Raw genomic sequence first — 14955 nt, 5'->3', positions numbered from 1 at the left:
ATCAGGTGGCCGCGCCGGGGGCGCCGGCACGGCTCAGATGTTGTTCGTTGGGGGCGGGCGTGCGCAGCCTGTCCAGCAGCACATAGACCACGGGCGTGGTCAGGAGCGTGAGCAACTGGCTCGCGATGAGCCCGCCGATGATCGCCACGCCCAGCGGCTGGCGCAACTCCGAGCCCTGCCCGAAGCCGATGGCCAGCGGCAGCGCGCCCAGCGCAGCCGCCATCGTGGTCATGAGGATGGGCCGAAAGCGCAGGATGCAGGCCTCGCGCACGGCATCGAGCGCCGACAGGCCGCGCGCGCGCTCGGCCTCCAGCGCAAAGTCGATGATCATGATCGCGTTCTTCTTGACGATGCCGATCAGCAAAAACACGCCGATGAGCGCGATGATGGTGAACTGCATGTTGAACAGCAGCAGCGCCAGCACCGCCCCCACGCCGGCCGAGGGCAGCGTGGTCAGCACCGTGATCGGGTGGATCAGGCTTTCATACAGCACGCCGAGCACGATGTAGATCACGATGATGGCCGTGATGATGAGGAAGGCCTGCTGCCCCTGCGACTGCTGCGCGCTGAGCGCCGTGCCCTGGAAGCTGCCGCGCACGTTGGTGGGCATGGCGATGTCGGCCTCGGCCTGCGCGATGACCTGCTGGGCCTGGCCGAGCGACGTGCCCGGGTCGATGTTGAACGACACCGTGGTGGCCAGCTCGCCGTCCTGGTGGCTGATGGAGGTGGGCGACGCCCGCTCCACCACCTTGGCGATCGCGCTCAGCGGCACCATGGTCGATGCCGCCGTGCTGATCACCTGGCCGGTGGACGCGCCGCGCTGGCCCGGGTTGGCCACCGTGCCGGTGGCGCCGCTCGGGTTGGCGGCGACGTAGATGTCCTTCAAGGCCGGCGGGCCGCGCGTGTACTCCGGCGCCCACTCCATGATGACGGCGTACTGGTTGAGCTCGCCGTAGATCGTGGCCACCGAGCGCTGGCCGAAGGCGTTGTACAGAGCGTTGTCGATGGCCGACGACGTCACGCCCAGGCGCGATGCGGAAGCCTTGTCCACCTCGATGTACGTCTCCACGCCGTTCTCGGCCAGGTCGGTGTCCACGTCTTTCAGCAGGGTCTCGTCCTTGAGCCGGTCGGCCAGCTTGCCCGCCCACAGCTTGAGGTCGGCCATGTTGTCGCTCTTCAGGGTGTACTGGTAGGTCGAATTGCTGGACCGCCCGCCCATGCGCAGGTCCTGCACCGGGTTCAAAAACACCCTGAGGCCGGTGATCTGGTTGAGCTGCGGCCGCAGCCGCGCGATGACGGCGGGCGTGCTGTCGGTGCGCTGCTTGAGGGGCTTCAGGTTGACGAACATGAAGCCGCCGCCCGCGCGGCTGCCGCCCGAGAAACCCACCACCGTGTCCACCGCCGGGTCCTTGCGGATGATCTCCACCGCCTGGCGCAGCTTGGCCGCGAGCGCGTCGGACGAGATGCTCTGGTCGGCGCGCAGGCCGGCGTTGAGCTGGCCGTTGTCCTGCTCCGGAAAATAGCCCTTGGGGATCTTGGCGAACAGGTAGACGTTCAGCCCCACCACCGCCAGCAGGATCAGCACCACCAGCCCCTTGCTGGCCAGTGCCCAGTCCAGGCTGCTGGTGTAGGTGCGCAGCACGCCCTGGTAGCCGCGCTCGGCCCAGCGGGCCAGGCGCGATGGCGGCTTGTCATCGGCCGGGTCGTGCGCGCGCAGCAGCCACGCGCACATCATGGGCGTGGTGGTGAGCGAGATCACGAGCGAGATCATCACCGCGGCCGACAGCGTGATCGCGAACTCGCGGAACAGCCGGCCCACCTGCCCGTCCATGAACAGCAGCGGTATGAACACCGCCACCAGCGACAGGCTGATGGACAGCACCGTGAAGCCCACCTCGCGCGCGCCCTGCAGCGCCGCCTGCATGCGGTCCATGCCGGACTCGATGTGGCGCATGGTGTTCTCCAGCACCACGATGGCATCGTCCACCACGAAGCCGGTGGCCACCGTCAGCGCCATCAGGCTCAGGTTGTTCAGGCTGAACCCCAAAAAGTACATCACCCCAAAAGTGCCCAGCAGCGACACCACCGTGGCCACCGCCGGGATCACCGTGGCCCGCGCCTTGCGCAGGAACAGCCCCACCACCAGCACCACGAGCGCGATGGAGACCATGAGCGTGAGCTCGATCTCCTTGAGCGACGAGCGGATGGAGTTGGTGCTGTCCGACGCCACCGCCACCTGGATGTCCTGCGGCAGCTGGGCCTGCAGGTCGGGCAGCAGCGCGCGCACCGAATCCACGGTCTCGATGATGTTGGCGCCCGGCTGGCGCGTGACCAGCACGATGATGGCCGGCTCGCCGTTGAACAGGCCCACCGTGCGGCGGTTCTCCACGCCGTCTTCCACCCGCGCCACATCACCCAGCCGCACGGCGGCGTTGTTGCGCCACGCGACGACCAAGGATTCGTATTCGGACGCCTTGCGCGCGGGCGACGGCGTGTAGATCTGCAGGCGGCGACCGTCGCCCTCGATGGCGCCCTTGGGGCGGTTGGCGTTCGAGGCCTGGATGGCGGCGCGCACGTCTTCGGTGCTGATGCCGTAGCGGTTGAGCGCGAACGGCAGCAGCTCCACGCGCACCGCGGGCAGCGAGCCCCCGCCGATCTCCACCTCGCCCACGCCGTCCACCTGCGACAGCCGCTGGCTCACCACATTGGACACCGCGTCGTAGATCTCGCCCGGCGTGCGGGTCTTGGAGGTGAGCGCCAGGATGATGACGGGCGACGCCGCCGAGTTGCGCTTGCGGTAGGTGGGGTTGCTGCGCAGCGTGGAAGGCAGGTCGGCGCGGGACGCGTTGATGGCGGCCTGCACCTCGCGCGCCGCGGCGTCGATGTCGCGGTTCAGGTCGAACTGCAGGCTCACGCGGGCGGAGCCGTTGGAGCTCGACGAGGTCATCTCGTTGACCCCCGCGATCACGCCCAGGCGCCGCTCCAGCGGCGTAGCCACGCTGGTGGCCATGGTTTCGGGGCTGGCGCCGGCCAGGCTGGCCGACACCGAGATGGCCGGGTAGTCGACCTGCGGCAGCGGCGACACCGGCAGCACAAAGAACGCCGCGATGCCCGCGAGCGCGAGGCCAATGGTCAGCAGCACGGTGGCGACCGGCCGCTCCACGAAGGGGCGCGAGAGGTTCACCGCACGTCTCCCGCACCCGCACCGGTGCGCACACCGGCAGCTGCTTCAGGCCCTGCCCCCTGCTGCGGCGCCGCGGCAGTGCCCCGGCCCGTGACGCGGCGGCCCATGCGGTCGAACGCGAGGTAGATCACCGGCGTGGTGAACAGCGTGAGCATCTGGCTCAGGATCAGCCCGCCGAAGATCGCGAGGCCCAGCGGCCGGCGCAGCTCGGCGCCCTCGCCCCAGCCCAGCATCAGCGGCAGCGCCGCGAACAGCGCCGCCAGCGTGGTCATGAGGATCGGCCGAAAGCGCAGCAGCGCCGCCTGGTGGATGGCCTCCTGCGGCGACTTGTTCTGGTTGCGCTCGGCGTCGATGGCGAAGTCGATCATCATGATCGCGTTCTTCTTGACGATGCCGATCAACAGGATGATGCCGATGATGCCGATCACCCCCAGGTCGTTGCCCGTGAGCATCAGCGCCAGCAGCGCGCCCACGCCCGCCGACGGCAGGGTCGAGAGGATGGTCACCGGGTGGATGTAGCTCTCATACAGCACACCGAGCACGATGTACACGCACACCATGGCCGCCAGGATGAGCCACAGCTGGCTGGACAGCGACTTCTCGTACGCGCCGGCCGCGCCCAGGAACTCCATCGACAGCCCGGCGGGCATGCCGATCTCCTTGGCGGCGGCGCGGATCGCATCCACCGCCGCGCCCAGCGACACGCCCGGCGCCTTGTCGAAGCCCAGCGTGGCCGCCGGGTACTGCGCCACGCGCGTGACCTGCAGCGGCGCGGGCTGCTCGCGGATGGTGGCAATGGCCGCCAGCGGCGTGGGCGCGCCCGAGCCGGTGCGCAGCTGCAGCGTGCCCAGGGCCTCGGGCGTGTTGAGCTGGTCCTGCTGCGCCTCCAGGATCACGCGGTACTGGTTGGTCTCGGTGAAGATGGTGGACACGATGCGCTGGCCAAAGGCGCTGTACAGCGTGTCGTCCACATTGCTGGCCGTGACGGACAGGCGCGACGCTGTGTTGCGGTCGATGTCCACGTAGGCCGACAGGCCCTGCGCGCCCGCATCGGTGGTGGCGTTGCGCACCTTGGGCTCGGTCTTCAGGCGCTCGGCCAGCTTGCGCGTCCAGTCGTTGACCTGGGCCGAATCCACGCCGCCGATGGACGCGCGGTATTCGGTGGGCCCGGTCTCGGCGTCGATGGTCAAGTCCTGCGTGGGCTGCAGGTACAGCGTGACGCCCGCCACCGACCGCACCCGCTCGCGCAGGCGCTGCATGATGGCCTCTTGCCCGTCGCGGTCGGGCTGGAGGTTGATCAGCATGCGCCCGGCGTTGAGCATGGTGTTGTTGGCCGCGTCCACGCCCACGAAGGAGCTGAGCGACTGCACGTCCGGGTCCTGCAGGATGGCGCGCGAGGCCTGCAGCTGCAGCTCGCTCATGCGGGCGTACGACACATCCTGCGACGCCTCGATGCGCGCCTGCAGCTGCCCGGTGTCCTGCGTGGGGAACAGGCCCTTGGGGATGACGACGTACAGCAGCGCGGTGAGCACCAGCGTGAGCACCGCCACCACCAGGGTCGCGCCCTGGTGGCGCAGCACCCACTGCAGCCAGCGGTCGTAGCCCGCGATCACGCGGTCGAAACCGCGGTTGATGCGGCCCGCAATGCCGTGCTGCCCGCCCACGGGCTCGGGGCGCAGCCAGCGCGCGGCCATCATGGGCACCAGCGTGAGCGACACCACGCCCGAGATCAAAATCGTGATGGCCAGCGTGACCGCGAACTCGCGGAACAGCCGCCCCACCACGTCGCTCATGAACAGGAGCGGGATCAGCACCGCGATCAGCGACACGGTCAGCGAGATGATGGTGAAGCCGATCTGCGTGGCGCCCTTGAGCGCGGCCTGGAACGGCGGCTCGCCCTCTTCGAGGTAACGCGCGATGTTCTCGATCATCACGATCGCGTCGTCCACCACGAAGCCCGTGGCGATGGTCAGCGCCATGAGGCTCAGGTTGTTGAGGCTGTAGCCCAGCAGGTACATCACGCCGCAGGTGCCGATGAGCGAGATGGGCACGGCCAGGCTGGCGATGATGGTGGCGCGCAGGCTGTGCAGGAAGAAGAAGATCACCAGCACCACCATCAGCACCGCCAGGATCAGCTCCAGCTCCACGTGGTGCACGGAGCCCCGGATGCCGGTGGTGCGGTCAGAGAGCACCTGCACCTTGAGCGACGCGGGCAGGCCGGCCTCCAGCTCGGGCAGCAGCTTTTTGATGCTGTCCACCGTGGCGATCACATTCGCCCCGGGCTGACGCTGCACGTTCAGGATGATGGCCGGGGTCAGTGTGGCCCCGGGCTCCTTCGCGCCTGCATCGGCCCCCCCGCTGCCGCTGCCGAATGCGGGCGCGCTGGCCGGCTGGCGGCGGTCGGGCGCAGCGCCGGGCAGCTCGTTGAGGCCCGCCCAGGCGCCCAGGCGGTTGTTCTCGGCACTGTCCACCACGCGCGCCACCTCGATCATGCGCACCGGCGCGCCGTTGCGCCACGAGACGATGAGGTTCTTGTAGTCGTCGGCCGTGAGCAGCTGGTCGTTGGCGTTGATGGTGTAGGAGCGTTGCGGTCCGTCGAAGCTGCCCTTGGCGCTGTTGGCATTGGCCGACGTGATGGCCGTGCGCAGGGTATCGAGGCCGATGCCGTACGACGCCAGCGCCTTGGTGTCGGCCTGGATGCGCACCGCGGGCCGCTGCCCGCCCGCCAGCGACACCAGCCCCACGCCGGTGACCTGGCTTATCTTTTGCGCCAGGCGCGTGTTGACCAGGTTCTGCACCTCGGTCAGCGGCAGCGTGTCGGAGCTGATGGCCAGCGTGAGCACCGGCGCATCGGCCGGGTTGACCTTGGCGTACACCGGCGGCGCGGGCAGGTCGGCGGGCAGCAGCGAGTTGCCGGCGTTGATGGCCGCCTGCACCTCCTGCTCGGCCACGTCGAGCGCCAGGCCCAGGCCGAACTGCAGCGTGATGATGGACACGCCCGACGCGCTGGTCGAGGCCATGCGCTCCAGCCCCGGCATCTGGCCGAACTGGCGCTCGAGCGGCGCACTCACCGTGCGGCTCATCACCTCGGGGCTGGCCCCGGGGTACAGGGTCTGGACCTGGATGGTGGGGTAGTCCACCTCCGGCAGGGCCGACAAGGGCAGGAAGCGAAAGCCCAGCAGCCCCGCCAGCACGATGGCCAGCATCAGCAGGGCGGTGGCGACGGGCCTCTCGATGAACGGACGCGAAGGACTCATGGTGTCAGCGCGCGCTCAAGGATTCTGCGGTGGACGCTGGCGGCGTTCCCCGCGCTCTCCGCGGGGGCCGGACGCACCGCTGCGCGGCCCGCTCGCCCCCGAGCGCGGCCCGCGCGCGCCCTGGCCGTCGGCCGTCTGCACGGCCATGCCGTCCTGCAGCCGGTCGCCGCCCTCGGTGACCACGCGCTCGCCCTCCTTCAGGCCTTCGGCGATCGCCATCAGGCCCACGGTGGCCTGGCCGCGCTTGACCTTGCGCAGCGTCACGGTGCGGTCTTCGTTGATCACATACACATAGTCGCCGTTGGCCCCGGTGCGCACGGCCGTCACCGGCACCACGATGGCCGGCACATTGCGCAGCAAGAGCTGCACGTTGACGAACTGGTTGGGGAACAGCGTGCCCGCGGCGTTGGCAAAGCGCGCCTTGGCCTTCACGGTGCCGGTGGTGGTGTCGATCTGGTTGTCGAGGGTGGAAAAGCGTCCCTTATCCAGCTCGGACTTGCGGGTGCGGTCCAGCGCGGTCACGGCCAGCGCGTCGGCGTCGCGCTGCGCAGCCAGCACGTCGGCCACGCGGTCCTGCGGCACGGCAAACTGCACGTCGATGGGCGCCACCTGGGTGATGGTGGCGATGCCCGTGGCGTCGCCCGAGGACACGAGGTTGCCCGCATCCACGGTGCGCAGGCCGATGCGGCCCGTGGCCGGCGAGGTGATGCGGGTGTAGCTCAGGTTCAGGCGCGCCGTGCCTTCCTGGGCCTTGTCGGTCATCACCGTGCCTTCGAGCTGCTTGACCAGCGCGGCCTGCGTGTCCACGTCCTGCCGGGCGATGGAGTCCTGCGACAGCAGGGTCTGGTAGCGTGCCAGCGTGAGGCGCGCATTCTCCAACTGCGCCTCGTCGCGCTGGCGGGTGCCCTGGGCCTGCATCAGCGCCTGCTCGTAAGGCCGGGGGTCGATCTGCGCCAGGAGCTGCCCCTTCTTGACCATCTGCCCTTCGGTGAACAGCACCTCGGTCAGCGTGCCCGACACCTGGGGCTTGAGCGTCACGGTGGTGGCCGGGATCACGGTGCCGAGCGCATCGATGACCACCGGCAGCTCGGCCCTGCGGGCCACGGCATCACCCACGGTGACCATGGGCCGGCCCCCGCCAGGCGCTCCCCGACCCGGGCCGGCACCCGGCGCCGCGGCGGAATCGCCATTGGCCCGCTGGACCAGGTACCAGGCCGCACCGCCCACCAGGACCACCAGCAGCAACGCCAGCACGCTACCCATCCAGCGGCGCCGGCGGCGCGGTGCCTGCGGGGGCTGTGGCGGGACGGCCGGTTGCGGGGCGGGCGCGTTGACTTCTTCTTGCGGATTCATGGCGGTAGCTGGTGGGTGTTCTTGGGTTCGGCCGGGTCAGAGCATCGTAGGGGGCCAGTTCACGGTCTGCCTTGAACGCTGTGCGAAGAAAAGTAAACCTCGGGCAGCAGCCGCCTCGCGGCCCCTGCCCAGCCGGGTCTTTGTCCTTGCACCGGCCCGGCCCCCTCACGACCCCCGGTAGTTTGCCTGCTCGCCGGCGCAAAAAGGCGTCCGCCATGGCGCTGCGGACCGTAGGCCATCGCCGAATGTTGCTCCGGCCGCTCCCGCCGACTGCATTTCGCGCCCGCCAAGCGGCATTTCGTCGCAAGCCGCTGGCGGCGACAGGGGTGCATCGGCACAGTCCACCCCATCGACCGACCGCCAGGAGAACCCGCCATGCAAAGCTTCACCCCCGTCATCGCCATCCATGTCGCCGCAGCGCTGGCGGCCATTGCCATCGGCCCGGTGGCCCTGTGGGCCCGCAAGGGCGCCACCCAACGCCCCCGCCTGCACCGGGCCGCAGGCTACGCCTGGGTCACCCTGATGGTGGCGACGGCCGTCTCGGCCCTCTTCATCACCGGTGGCGGCGGCCCCCGCTGGGGCAGCTTCGGCCTGATCCACCTGCTCATCCCCATCACGCTGGGCATGCTGGCCCTGTCGTTCGTCTACCTGGCCCGCCGCAACATCACCGGCCACAGGGCCGTCATGCAGCGCGTCTACTTCGGCGCCTGCGTGGTGGCGGGCGCCTTCACCCTGCTGCCCGGGCGGCTGCTCGGCCACTCGCTGTGGACCCAGCTGGGCGTGATCTGACGCCGCGGCGCCCCGTTTTTTGCTCACCAGCGCCTTCCCCACCGCTTCAACCCCCTTCCAAGGATTTTCACCATGCTGCTCCAACTCCTCGTTCACCAGCCCCAGGCCCTGGGCCAGATCATTCAGCAAACGCCCTACTGGGTCTGGGGCCTGCTGGCCGCGCTGGTGTGGCTGGGCGCCAGCCAGCTGTTCGACCGCACCGCCAGCCTGGTGCGGGTGGTGGTCATGCCGGTGGCCATGACGGGCTTTTCCATCTACGGGCTGGCCTCGGCCTTCGGCGGTGCAGGCCATACCGGCGGCGCCGTGGGCGCCTGGATGGCTGCCGCCACGGCCGCCACCTGCTTGGCCCTGTGGTTCCAGCCCACCGCGCCTGCAGGCACGCTGTACGACAGCGGCTCGCGCTGCTTCCAGTTGCCGGGCAGCGCCATGCCGCTGGCATTGATCCTGGGCATCTTTCTGACCAAGTACCTCGTGGGCGTCGAGCTGGCCATGCAGCCGGCCCTGGCCCGCGACGGCAGCTTCGCCCTGCAGATCGCTGCGCTCTACGGCGTGTTCAACGGCCTGTTCGCGGCCCGGTCGCTGCGGCTGTGGCGCCTGGTGCGCAGCAGCGCGGGCTTGGCCAGCCAGGCTGCCAGCGCCTGAAGGCGGCCCCCCTCGCCCCCCCTCCACCACCCACCTCGATCCCCCAGGAGTTCCCCATGCGCCACCACCGCTTCGACCACGACACCGCCCTCGACCCCATCGAACGCCAGGCCCGCAGACGCGCAGGCGCCAAGCTGGGCTGGTACATGCACGCCGGTGTGTACCTGCTGGTCAACCTGCTGCTCGTGACCCTGTCTGCCACCAGCGGCAGGCACTGGGCGGTGTACCCGGCGCTGGGCTGGGGCCTGGGCTTGGCCATCCACGGGATGGTGGTGTTCCTGGTGTCGGGCAGCGGGCTGCACGAACGCATGGTGCAGGCCGAGCGCAACCGTCTGGCCCTGCAACAGGAGCGGCGCCTGTGAGCCACACACCGGTCGCCGCGCGCACCCCGGCGTGGCGGCTGCTGGCCACGGGCCTGTTGGCGATGGCCACCGCCACCGCCGCCCACGCCGGCACGGGACTCAGGGAGTTGCCTGGCCTGCAGGGCGATGGCCCGGTCACCGTGTTCTACCCCAGCGGCAGCGCCGACCAGGCAGTGACGCGCGGCCCCTTCACCCTGCACCTGGCCCTGGACGGCGCAGCCACACCGGGCAACGGGCGGCTGGTGGTCATCACCCACGGCTCCGGCGGCAGCCCCTGGGTGCACACCGACCTGGCGCGCGCGCTGGTCGCGGCCGGGTTCGTCGTCGCCCTGCCCGAACATGTGGGCGACAACTACAAGGACCCATCCACCCCCGGCCCCGAGAGCTGGAAACGCCGCCCCGCCGAAGTCTCTCGCGCCATCGACGCGGTGGCGCAGGATGCGCGCCTGGCGCCGCTGGTGGACTCGGCCACGGTGGGCGTGTTCGGCGGCTCGGCCGGCGGCCACACCGCGCTGACGCTCGCGGGAGGCCACTGGTCCCCGGCGCGCTTTCGCCAGCACTGCGAGGCCCACATCGCCGAGGACTTCTCGTCCTGCGTCGGCTTCATCACGCGGCTGCACGGCAACCTGCTGGACGGGTTGAAGAAAGCCGTGGCGCTGGGCGTGATCCGCCAGCGCTTCGACGACGCCACCGACCAGTCCTATAGCGACCCGCGCGTGCAGGCGGCCATCGCCTTCGTGCCCTTTGCCGCCGACTTCGACATGGCCACGCTGGCCACTCCGCGCATTCCGCTGGGGCTGATCACCGCGGGCCTGGACATCAATCAGGTGCCGCAATTTCACAGCAGCGCGGTGCTGGCCGCCTGCCAGGACCGCTGCACCCTGGTCGCCCACCTGCCCGGCGCCAGCCACGGCGCCATGCTCTCGCCCCTGCCGCCGATGCACCTGCTGGGCACGGTGCACCAGCAGTTGCTGGGAGACCCGCCCGGGTTTGACCGCAGCAGCACCCTGCCCCAGCTGGACGCCAAGGTGGTGGCGTTCTTTGCCCAGCACCTGCAGCCGCTGCAGCCGCTGCAGCCGCTGCAACCGCTGCGGCGTGCGCCGTGACCAGCAGTCCGGCGCCCTAGAATCCACCCTTCACCATGCCCCACCCCATGACTCCCGACGACATCGAACAACTGGCCCGCCGGCGCGCCGGCGCCAAGCTGGGCTGGTATGTGCATGCCGCGGCCTTCGTCGTGGTCAACCTGGTGGTGTTCGGCATGTCGCGCTACGGCTTCGGCAACCGGCCCTGGTCGGTGTTCCCCCTGCTGGGTTGGGGCCTGGGGCTGGCGCTGCACGGCATCTCGGTGTTCGTGCTGGGCACGGGCAGCGGGCTGCGCGAGCGCATGGTGCACAAGGAGCGCGAGCGGCTGCTGCGCGAGCAGCAAGAGCGCAACCAGCGCTAGCACGCACCGCTCCGAGCCCCCGACCTCCACGCCCGCGCTGCCATGAAAATCGACTGGATCGAGAAACTGCAGCACCTGCTGCAAGTGCTGGCCTTCTGCCTGGCCATCGCCGCCCTGCAGTACGCCTTCCAGCCCGAGAAGGCCTACGACATCCCGGCCCGCTACTCGATCGCCATCGGCTCGCTGACCTGGGCGCTGATCGACTTCGGCCGGCACCTGTTTCCGTCCAGCAAGGAGACGGGCTGGCCCACGGGCCTGTCCGGGTTTCTTCTGCCGTTTGCCAGCATCGTGCTGGGCTACCTGGGCGGCACGCTGCTGGGCGACTGGTGGTGCGGCTATTCGTCGTGGGACCAGGGCGGCCGCGCGCAGCTGCGCATCTCCATCGGCATCACCGTGGTGGCGGGGTTCCTGGGCACCTATTACTTCTACACCAAGAGCAAGAGCGCCTGGCTGCTGGCCAAGGTGAACGAGGTGCGCAGCCAGGCCAGCGAAGCGCAGCTCAAGCTGCTGGAGACCCAGCTCGAGCCGCACATGCTGTTCAACACCCTGGCCAACCTGCGCATGCTGATCGGCACCGACCCGGCCCGCGCGCAGGAGATGCTGGACCGCATGATCGGCTACCTGCGCGCCACGCTCAGCGCATCGCGCAGCACCCAGCACCCGCTGGAAAACGAGTTCGAGCGCCTGCGTGACTACCTGGAGCTGATGGCGGTGCGCATGGGCCCGCGCCTGGCCTACACGCTGGATCTGCCCGACGCGCTGCGCGGCGTGCCCGTGCCGCCGCTGCTGCTGCAGCCGCTGGTGGAAAACGCCATCCGCCACGGCCTGGAGCCGCAGGTCGAGGGCGGGCACATCACCGTGCGCGCCAGCACCCGGCCGGGTGACGGCGGGCCGCAACTGGTGCTCGACGTCATCGACACCGGCGCGGGCCTGCCCGACACCCTGCCCACCCCGGGCCCGGGGCAGAGCTTCGGCCTGGCCCAGGCCCGTGAGCGGCTGGCCACGCTGCACGGAACGGCGGGCACTCTGAAATTGATAGCTGGTAGCGCTGGCGGGACAAGCGCTACGGTCACTTTTCCCTTGAAATCGAGCCCATCGAGCACCACCCCATGACCCAGCCTGCCGTGCGCGCCCTGATCGCCGAAGACGAACCCCTGCTCGCCGCCGCGCTGCAGCAGGAGCTGGCCCGCGCCTGGCCCGCGCTGCAAGTGGTGGCCACGGTGGGCGACGGCCTGTCCGCCGTGCGCCAGGCCCTGGCGTTGCAGCCGGACGTGCTGTTCTTCGACATCCGCATGCCCGGCCAGAGCGGGCTGGATGCGGCGGTGGAACTGGCCGACGCCTGGCCGACGGACGGCCCCGCGGGCCGCCCCTTCCCGGCGCTGGTGTTCGTGACCGCCTACGACCAGTACGCGGTGCAGGCGTTCGAAGCCCAGGCAGTGGACTACCTGCTCAAGCCCGTGCAGGCGGCCCGGCTGCAAAAGACAGTGCAAAAACTGCAGCTGGCGCTTGCCAGCAAAGCGCCAGCAGCTATTGATCTGGAAGCAACCATGGCGCAACTGCGCCATCTGCTGGTGGCGCCGGGGGTGGCGGCACCCGCACCCGCAGCCGCAACAGCGCCTGCCACGCCCGCGGCGGGCACGCCGCTCACGCTGATCCAGGCCAGCAGCGGCAGCCAGATCCACATGGTGCCGGTGGCCGACGTGCTGTACTTCGAGGCGGCCGACAAGTACGTGCGGGTGCTGACCGCAGCGCGGGAGTACCTGATCCGCACCCCGCTCAAGGACCTGATCGGCCAGCTCGATACCCAGGTGTTCTGGCAGATCCACCGCAGCACGCTGGTGCGCGCCAGCAGCATCACCACCGTGACCCGCGACGAGGCGGGCAAGCTGCACCTGGAGCTGGCCGGCCGGCCCGAGAAACTGCCCGTGAGCCGCCTGTACGCCCACCTGTTCAAGGCGATGTAGCGCAGCAGCGCAGGGCTGTCCTGGCTGCGCGGCCCGCTGCTCGCTCTACCGCGTCACCGCGCTACCGGTTGGTGGCCAGCAGCAGGCCGCCCGCGCCCATGAAGAAGCCGCCGGTGGCCTTGTTCAGCCGCACCACCCCGCGCGATGTGCGGATGAAGCGGCGGATCTGCCGCCCACCCGCTGCGTACACCGCCGTGGACACGAACTCGGCGGCCAGGTACACGGCGCCCAGTACCACGAACTGGCGCACCGCCGGCTGGGCCGGGTCGATGAACTGCGGAAAGACCGCGGCGAACAAGATGATCGCCTTGGGGTTGGTGATGCCCAGCAGGAACTCCTGCGTGATGAGCGCCCGCAGGTTCACCGGCGCGCCGGACGCCTTCACATCGCCGCCCTCCACCACCTCCAGCCCGCTGAACTCGCGGCTGCGCCACGCACGCCAGCCCAGCCAGAACAGGTACAGCGCGCCCACCCACTTGACCACGGTGAACGCCGTCTCGGACGCCAGCAGCATGGCTCCCAGGCCCACGGCCGAAACCGTGAGGAAGATGGCGAACGCCGCCACCCGGCCCACCGTAGCCACCAGCGCGGCGCCCACACCGGCGCGGATGCCGTTGTTCAGGCCGCAAAAATTGTTGGGGCCGGGCGTGAGCGCAATGGCCACCGCCACGGGGGCGAAGAGGAGCGCGTCCATGGTGTTCCTTGGGATGAAAGGAAAAAAAGTAGAAAAAACTGCCGGGGGAAGGCGCCCAGTTTACCGAGCCCGGGCCAGCGTCAGCGTGCGGCCCCAGGCCACGCCCGGCAGCGGCTCGTAGTGCGCCACCACCACCAGCCGCGCCGGGTCGGCGGCGGCCCGGCCCAGCACCTGCACCAGGTAGTTGACCGAGGGCTTGTCGAGCCCCGCCACCGGTTCGTCGATGAGCAGGAGCGCCGCCCCGCTGGCCAGGCCGCCAGCCATCAGCACCTTGCGGCGGCTGCCGGTGGACAGAGCAAAAAAGGGCTTGTCCAGGTGCGGCTCCAGCGAAAAGCCTTCCACATGGGCCGCCAGGGCCGCAGCATCCCACCGTGCATGCTGCGCAGGCAGCCCCGCCAGCCACTGCCGTGCGGTGAGCTCGTCCAGCGCCGTGCTGCGCGGGTCCTGCCAGAACACCTGTGCGCGGTAGGCCGCCGGGTCGGTGCGCTGCCGCACGCCCTGCAGCGTGACCTCGCCCGACCGGGGCGCCAGCTCGCCCGCCAGCAGGCGCAGCAGCGTGGTCTTGCCGCTGCTTTCATCGCCCTGCACCAGTGCCAGGCCTGCGGGCCAGGCCAGAGACACGTCCTCCAGCACCGCGCACTCGGGGTAGGCAAAACCCAGGCGCTCCACCCTCAAAACCACGTTGTCGGCCACCGCGCGTCCTTGCACATTGAAAAAAGAAGGAATTCTAGAGAGTGGGCCGCGCACGCACCGAGCGCACCAGCACGCGTGGCCGCGCCAGGTTGCCATACGTCTCCCGCACAATGCCGCAATGACCTTGAACTACCTGGACTTTGACTACAGCGAAGACGACGAAGGCACCGGCACCTTCGACGCCATGGCCAGCGTGTCGCCCGCACAGCTGCCGCCCTTGCAGGCCGAAGTGGCGCAGGTGCTGCAGTGGGCCCACGCCGAATTCCCCGGCGCCTGCGGCCCGGCGGAAGATGGGGGCCAGTGGCAGTACGACCTGCAGGGCGTGCAGGAAGTCAGCACGCCGCTGCAACTCGCCTTCGAGCCGCTGTCCGGCAGCATCCACAGCGTCCCGGGCAGCCCGGCGCCTGCACGCACCACCTGGACGCTGTCGATCAGCGGCAGCGCAGCGTTCTGCGCAGCGCTGCGCAGCGCGTTCGATATAGCGTGAATCCCCCCTGGCGGCCACAAAGCCCCGCACAGCCTGCGCAACGGCGCGCCGTCGGCCTACAGTGGCCGCAGGGCCTGCGGGTC

General features: G+C 69.9%; 13 protein-coding genes. 8 read left to right on the top strand and 5 right to left on the bottom strand.

The features are described from left to right. Nucleotide 1: 1 nt before the first annotated feature. From ASG27_RS24875 to ASG27_RS24865, 3 genes are read right to left on the bottom strand one after another with little or no spacing between them, the layout of a single operon-like run. A complete protein-coding gene (locus ASG27_RS24875) occupies nucleotides 2-3184 on the bottom strand; it encodes an efflux RND transporter permease subunit (RefSeq protein ID WP_056413075.1) in 3183 nt (1060 codons plus the stop codon). Then, complete coding sequence (locus ASG27_RS24870; protein ID WP_056413071.1) at nucleotides 3181-6441, bottom strand: efflux RND transporter permease subunit; 3261 nt, start codon at nucleotides 6439-6441, stop codon at nucleotides 3181-3183. Before ASG27_RS24870 ends, ASG27_RS24875 begins: the two co-directional genes overlap by 4 nt. A gap of 15 nt (nucleotides 6442-6456) precedes the next feature. After that, the gene (locus ASG27_RS24865) at nucleotides 6457-7794 is read right to left on the bottom strand and encodes an efflux RND transporter periplasmic adaptor subunit (protein ID WP_056413068.1); all 1338 of its coding nucleotides are present in this window, start codon (nucleotides 7792-7794) and stop codon (nucleotides 6457-6459) included. 375 nt (nucleotides 7795-8169) lie between these two features. On the opposite strand from ASG27_RS24865, the gene ASG27_RS24860 reads away from it, so the two are divergent. The 7 genes from ASG27_RS24860 (at nucleotide 8170) to ASG27_RS24830 (ending at nucleotide 12998) form a co-directional block, all read left to right on the top strand. Beyond that, a complete protein-coding gene (locus ASG27_RS24860) occupies nucleotides 8170-8583 on the top strand; it encodes a DUF2306 domain-containing protein (protein WP_056413064.1) in 414 nt (137 codons plus the stop codon). A gap of 72 nt (nucleotides 8584-8655) precedes the next feature. Further along, on the top strand, nucleotides 8656-9225 hold the full coding sequence (locus tag ASG27_RS24855) for a DUF6622 family protein (RefSeq protein WP_056413061.1): 570 nt from the start codon (nucleotides 8656-8658) through the stop codon (nucleotides 9223-9225). A 56-nt stretch (nucleotides 9226-9281) separates the two neighbouring features. Continuing rightward, complete coding sequence (locus tag ASG27_RS24850; protein WP_056413058.1) at nucleotides 9282-9587, top strand: 2TM domain-containing protein; 306 nt, start codon at nucleotides 9282-9284, stop codon at nucleotides 9585-9587. A 62-nt stretch (nucleotides 9588-9649) separates the two neighbouring features. Beyond that, nucleotides 9650-10693 carry an alpha/beta hydrolase family protein gene (locus ASG27_RS24845; RefSeq protein ID WP_056413147.1) on the top strand — a complete coding sequence of 348 codons (1044 nt, stop codon included), beginning with the start codon at nucleotides 9650-9652 and terminating at the stop codon, nucleotides 10691-10693. A 35-nt stretch (nucleotides 10694-10728) separates the two neighbouring features. Next, nucleotides 10729-11034, top strand: coding sequence for a 2TM domain-containing protein (locus tag ASG27_RS24840; RefSeq protein ID WP_056413055.1), 306 nt, complete (start codon nucleotides 10729-10731; stop codon nucleotides 11032-11034). A gap of 42 nt (nucleotides 11035-11076) precedes the next feature. Continuing rightward, nucleotides 11077-12147: a sensor histidine kinase gene (locus ASG27_RS24835; protein WP_056413052.1), complete on the top strand. Its 1071-nt coding sequence runs from the start codon at nucleotides 11077-11079 to the stop codon at nucleotides 12145-12147. Continuing rightward, nucleotides 12144-12998, top strand: a complete 855-nt coding sequence (locus tag ASG27_RS24830) for a LytR/AlgR family response regulator transcription factor (protein ID WP_056413049.1) — start codon at nucleotides 12144-12146, stop codon at nucleotides 12996-12998. The genes ASG27_RS24835 and ASG27_RS24830 overlap by 4 nt, the downstream gene beginning before the upstream one ends. Nucleotides 12999-13059: 61 nt before the next feature. Here ASG27_RS24830 and ASG27_RS24825 read toward each other — a convergent pair whose 3' ends face one another. Next, a complete protein-coding gene (locus ASG27_RS24825) occupies nucleotides 13060-13692 on the bottom strand; it encodes a LysE family translocator (protein ID WP_056413046.1) in 633 nt (210 codons plus the stop codon). A 60-nt stretch (nucleotides 13693-13752) separates the two neighbouring features. Further along, nucleotides 13753-14400 (bottom strand): ABC transporter ATP-binding protein, encoded by a 648-nt coding sequence (locus ASG27_RS24820; RefSeq protein WP_235503939.1) that lies wholly within the window; start codon nucleotides 14398-14400, stop codon nucleotides 13753-13755. 103 nt (nucleotides 14401-14503) lie between these two features. Between ASG27_RS24820 and ASG27_RS24815 the strand changes: the two genes are divergently transcribed. Further along, complete coding sequence (locus ASG27_RS24815) at nucleotides 14504-14872, top strand: hypothetical protein (RefSeq protein WP_056413042.1); 369 nt, start codon at nucleotides 14504-14506, stop codon at nucleotides 14870-14872. Nucleotides 14873-14955: the final 83 nt, after the last annotated feature.

Source organism: Acidovorax sp. Leaf191, from assembly GCF_001424425.1.
In the GTDB taxonomy this organism is placed as follows: Bacteria; Pseudomonadota; Gammaproteobacteria; order Burkholderiales; family Burkholderiaceae_C; genus Acidovorax.
This window is presented reverse-complemented; position numbering and strand designations above follow the sequence as displayed.

Coding starts and splice junctions, on each gene's coding strand:
- ASG27_RS24825 (WP_056413046.1), bottom strand. CDS start 13,692: ATGGACGCGCTCCTCTTCGCCCCCGTGGCGGTGGCCATTGCGCTCACG.
- ASG27_RS24850 (WP_056413058.1), top strand. CDS start 9,282: ATGCGCCACCACCGCTTCGACCACGACACCGCCCTCGACCCCATCGAA.
- ASG27_RS24860 (WP_056413064.1), top strand. CDS start 8,170: ATGCAAAGCTTCACCCCCGTCATCGCCATCCATGTCGCCGCAGCGCTG.
- ASG27_RS24865 (WP_056413068.1), bottom strand. CDS start 7,794: ATGAATCCGCAAGAAGAAGTCAACGCGCCCGCCCCGCAACCGGCCGTC.
- ASG27_RS24815 (WP_056413042.1), top strand. CDS start 14,504: ATGACCTTGAACTACCTGGACTTTGACTACAGCGAAGACGACGAAGGC.
- ASG27_RS24845 (WP_056413147.1), top strand. CDS start 9,650: ATGGCCACCGCCACCGCCGCCCACGCCGGCACGGGACTCAGGGAGTTG.
- ASG27_RS24830 (WP_056413049.1), top strand. CDS start 12,144: ATGACCCAGCCTGCCGTGCGCGCCCTGATCGCCGAAGACGAACCCCTG.
- ASG27_RS24840 (WP_056413055.1), top strand. CDS start 10,729: ATGCCCCACCCCATGACTCCCGACGACATCGAACAACTGGCCCGCCGG.
- ASG27_RS24870 (WP_056413071.1), bottom strand. CDS start 6,441: ATGAGTCCTTCGCGTCCGTTCATCGAGAGGCCCGTCGCCACCGCCCTG.
- ASG27_RS24835 (WP_056413052.1), top strand. CDS start 11,077: ATGAAAATCGACTGGATCGAGAAACTGCAGCACCTGCTGCAAGTGCTG.
- ASG27_RS24855 (WP_056413061.1), top strand. CDS start 8,656: ATGCTGCTCCAACTCCTCGTTCACCAGCCCCAGGCCCTGGGCCAGATC.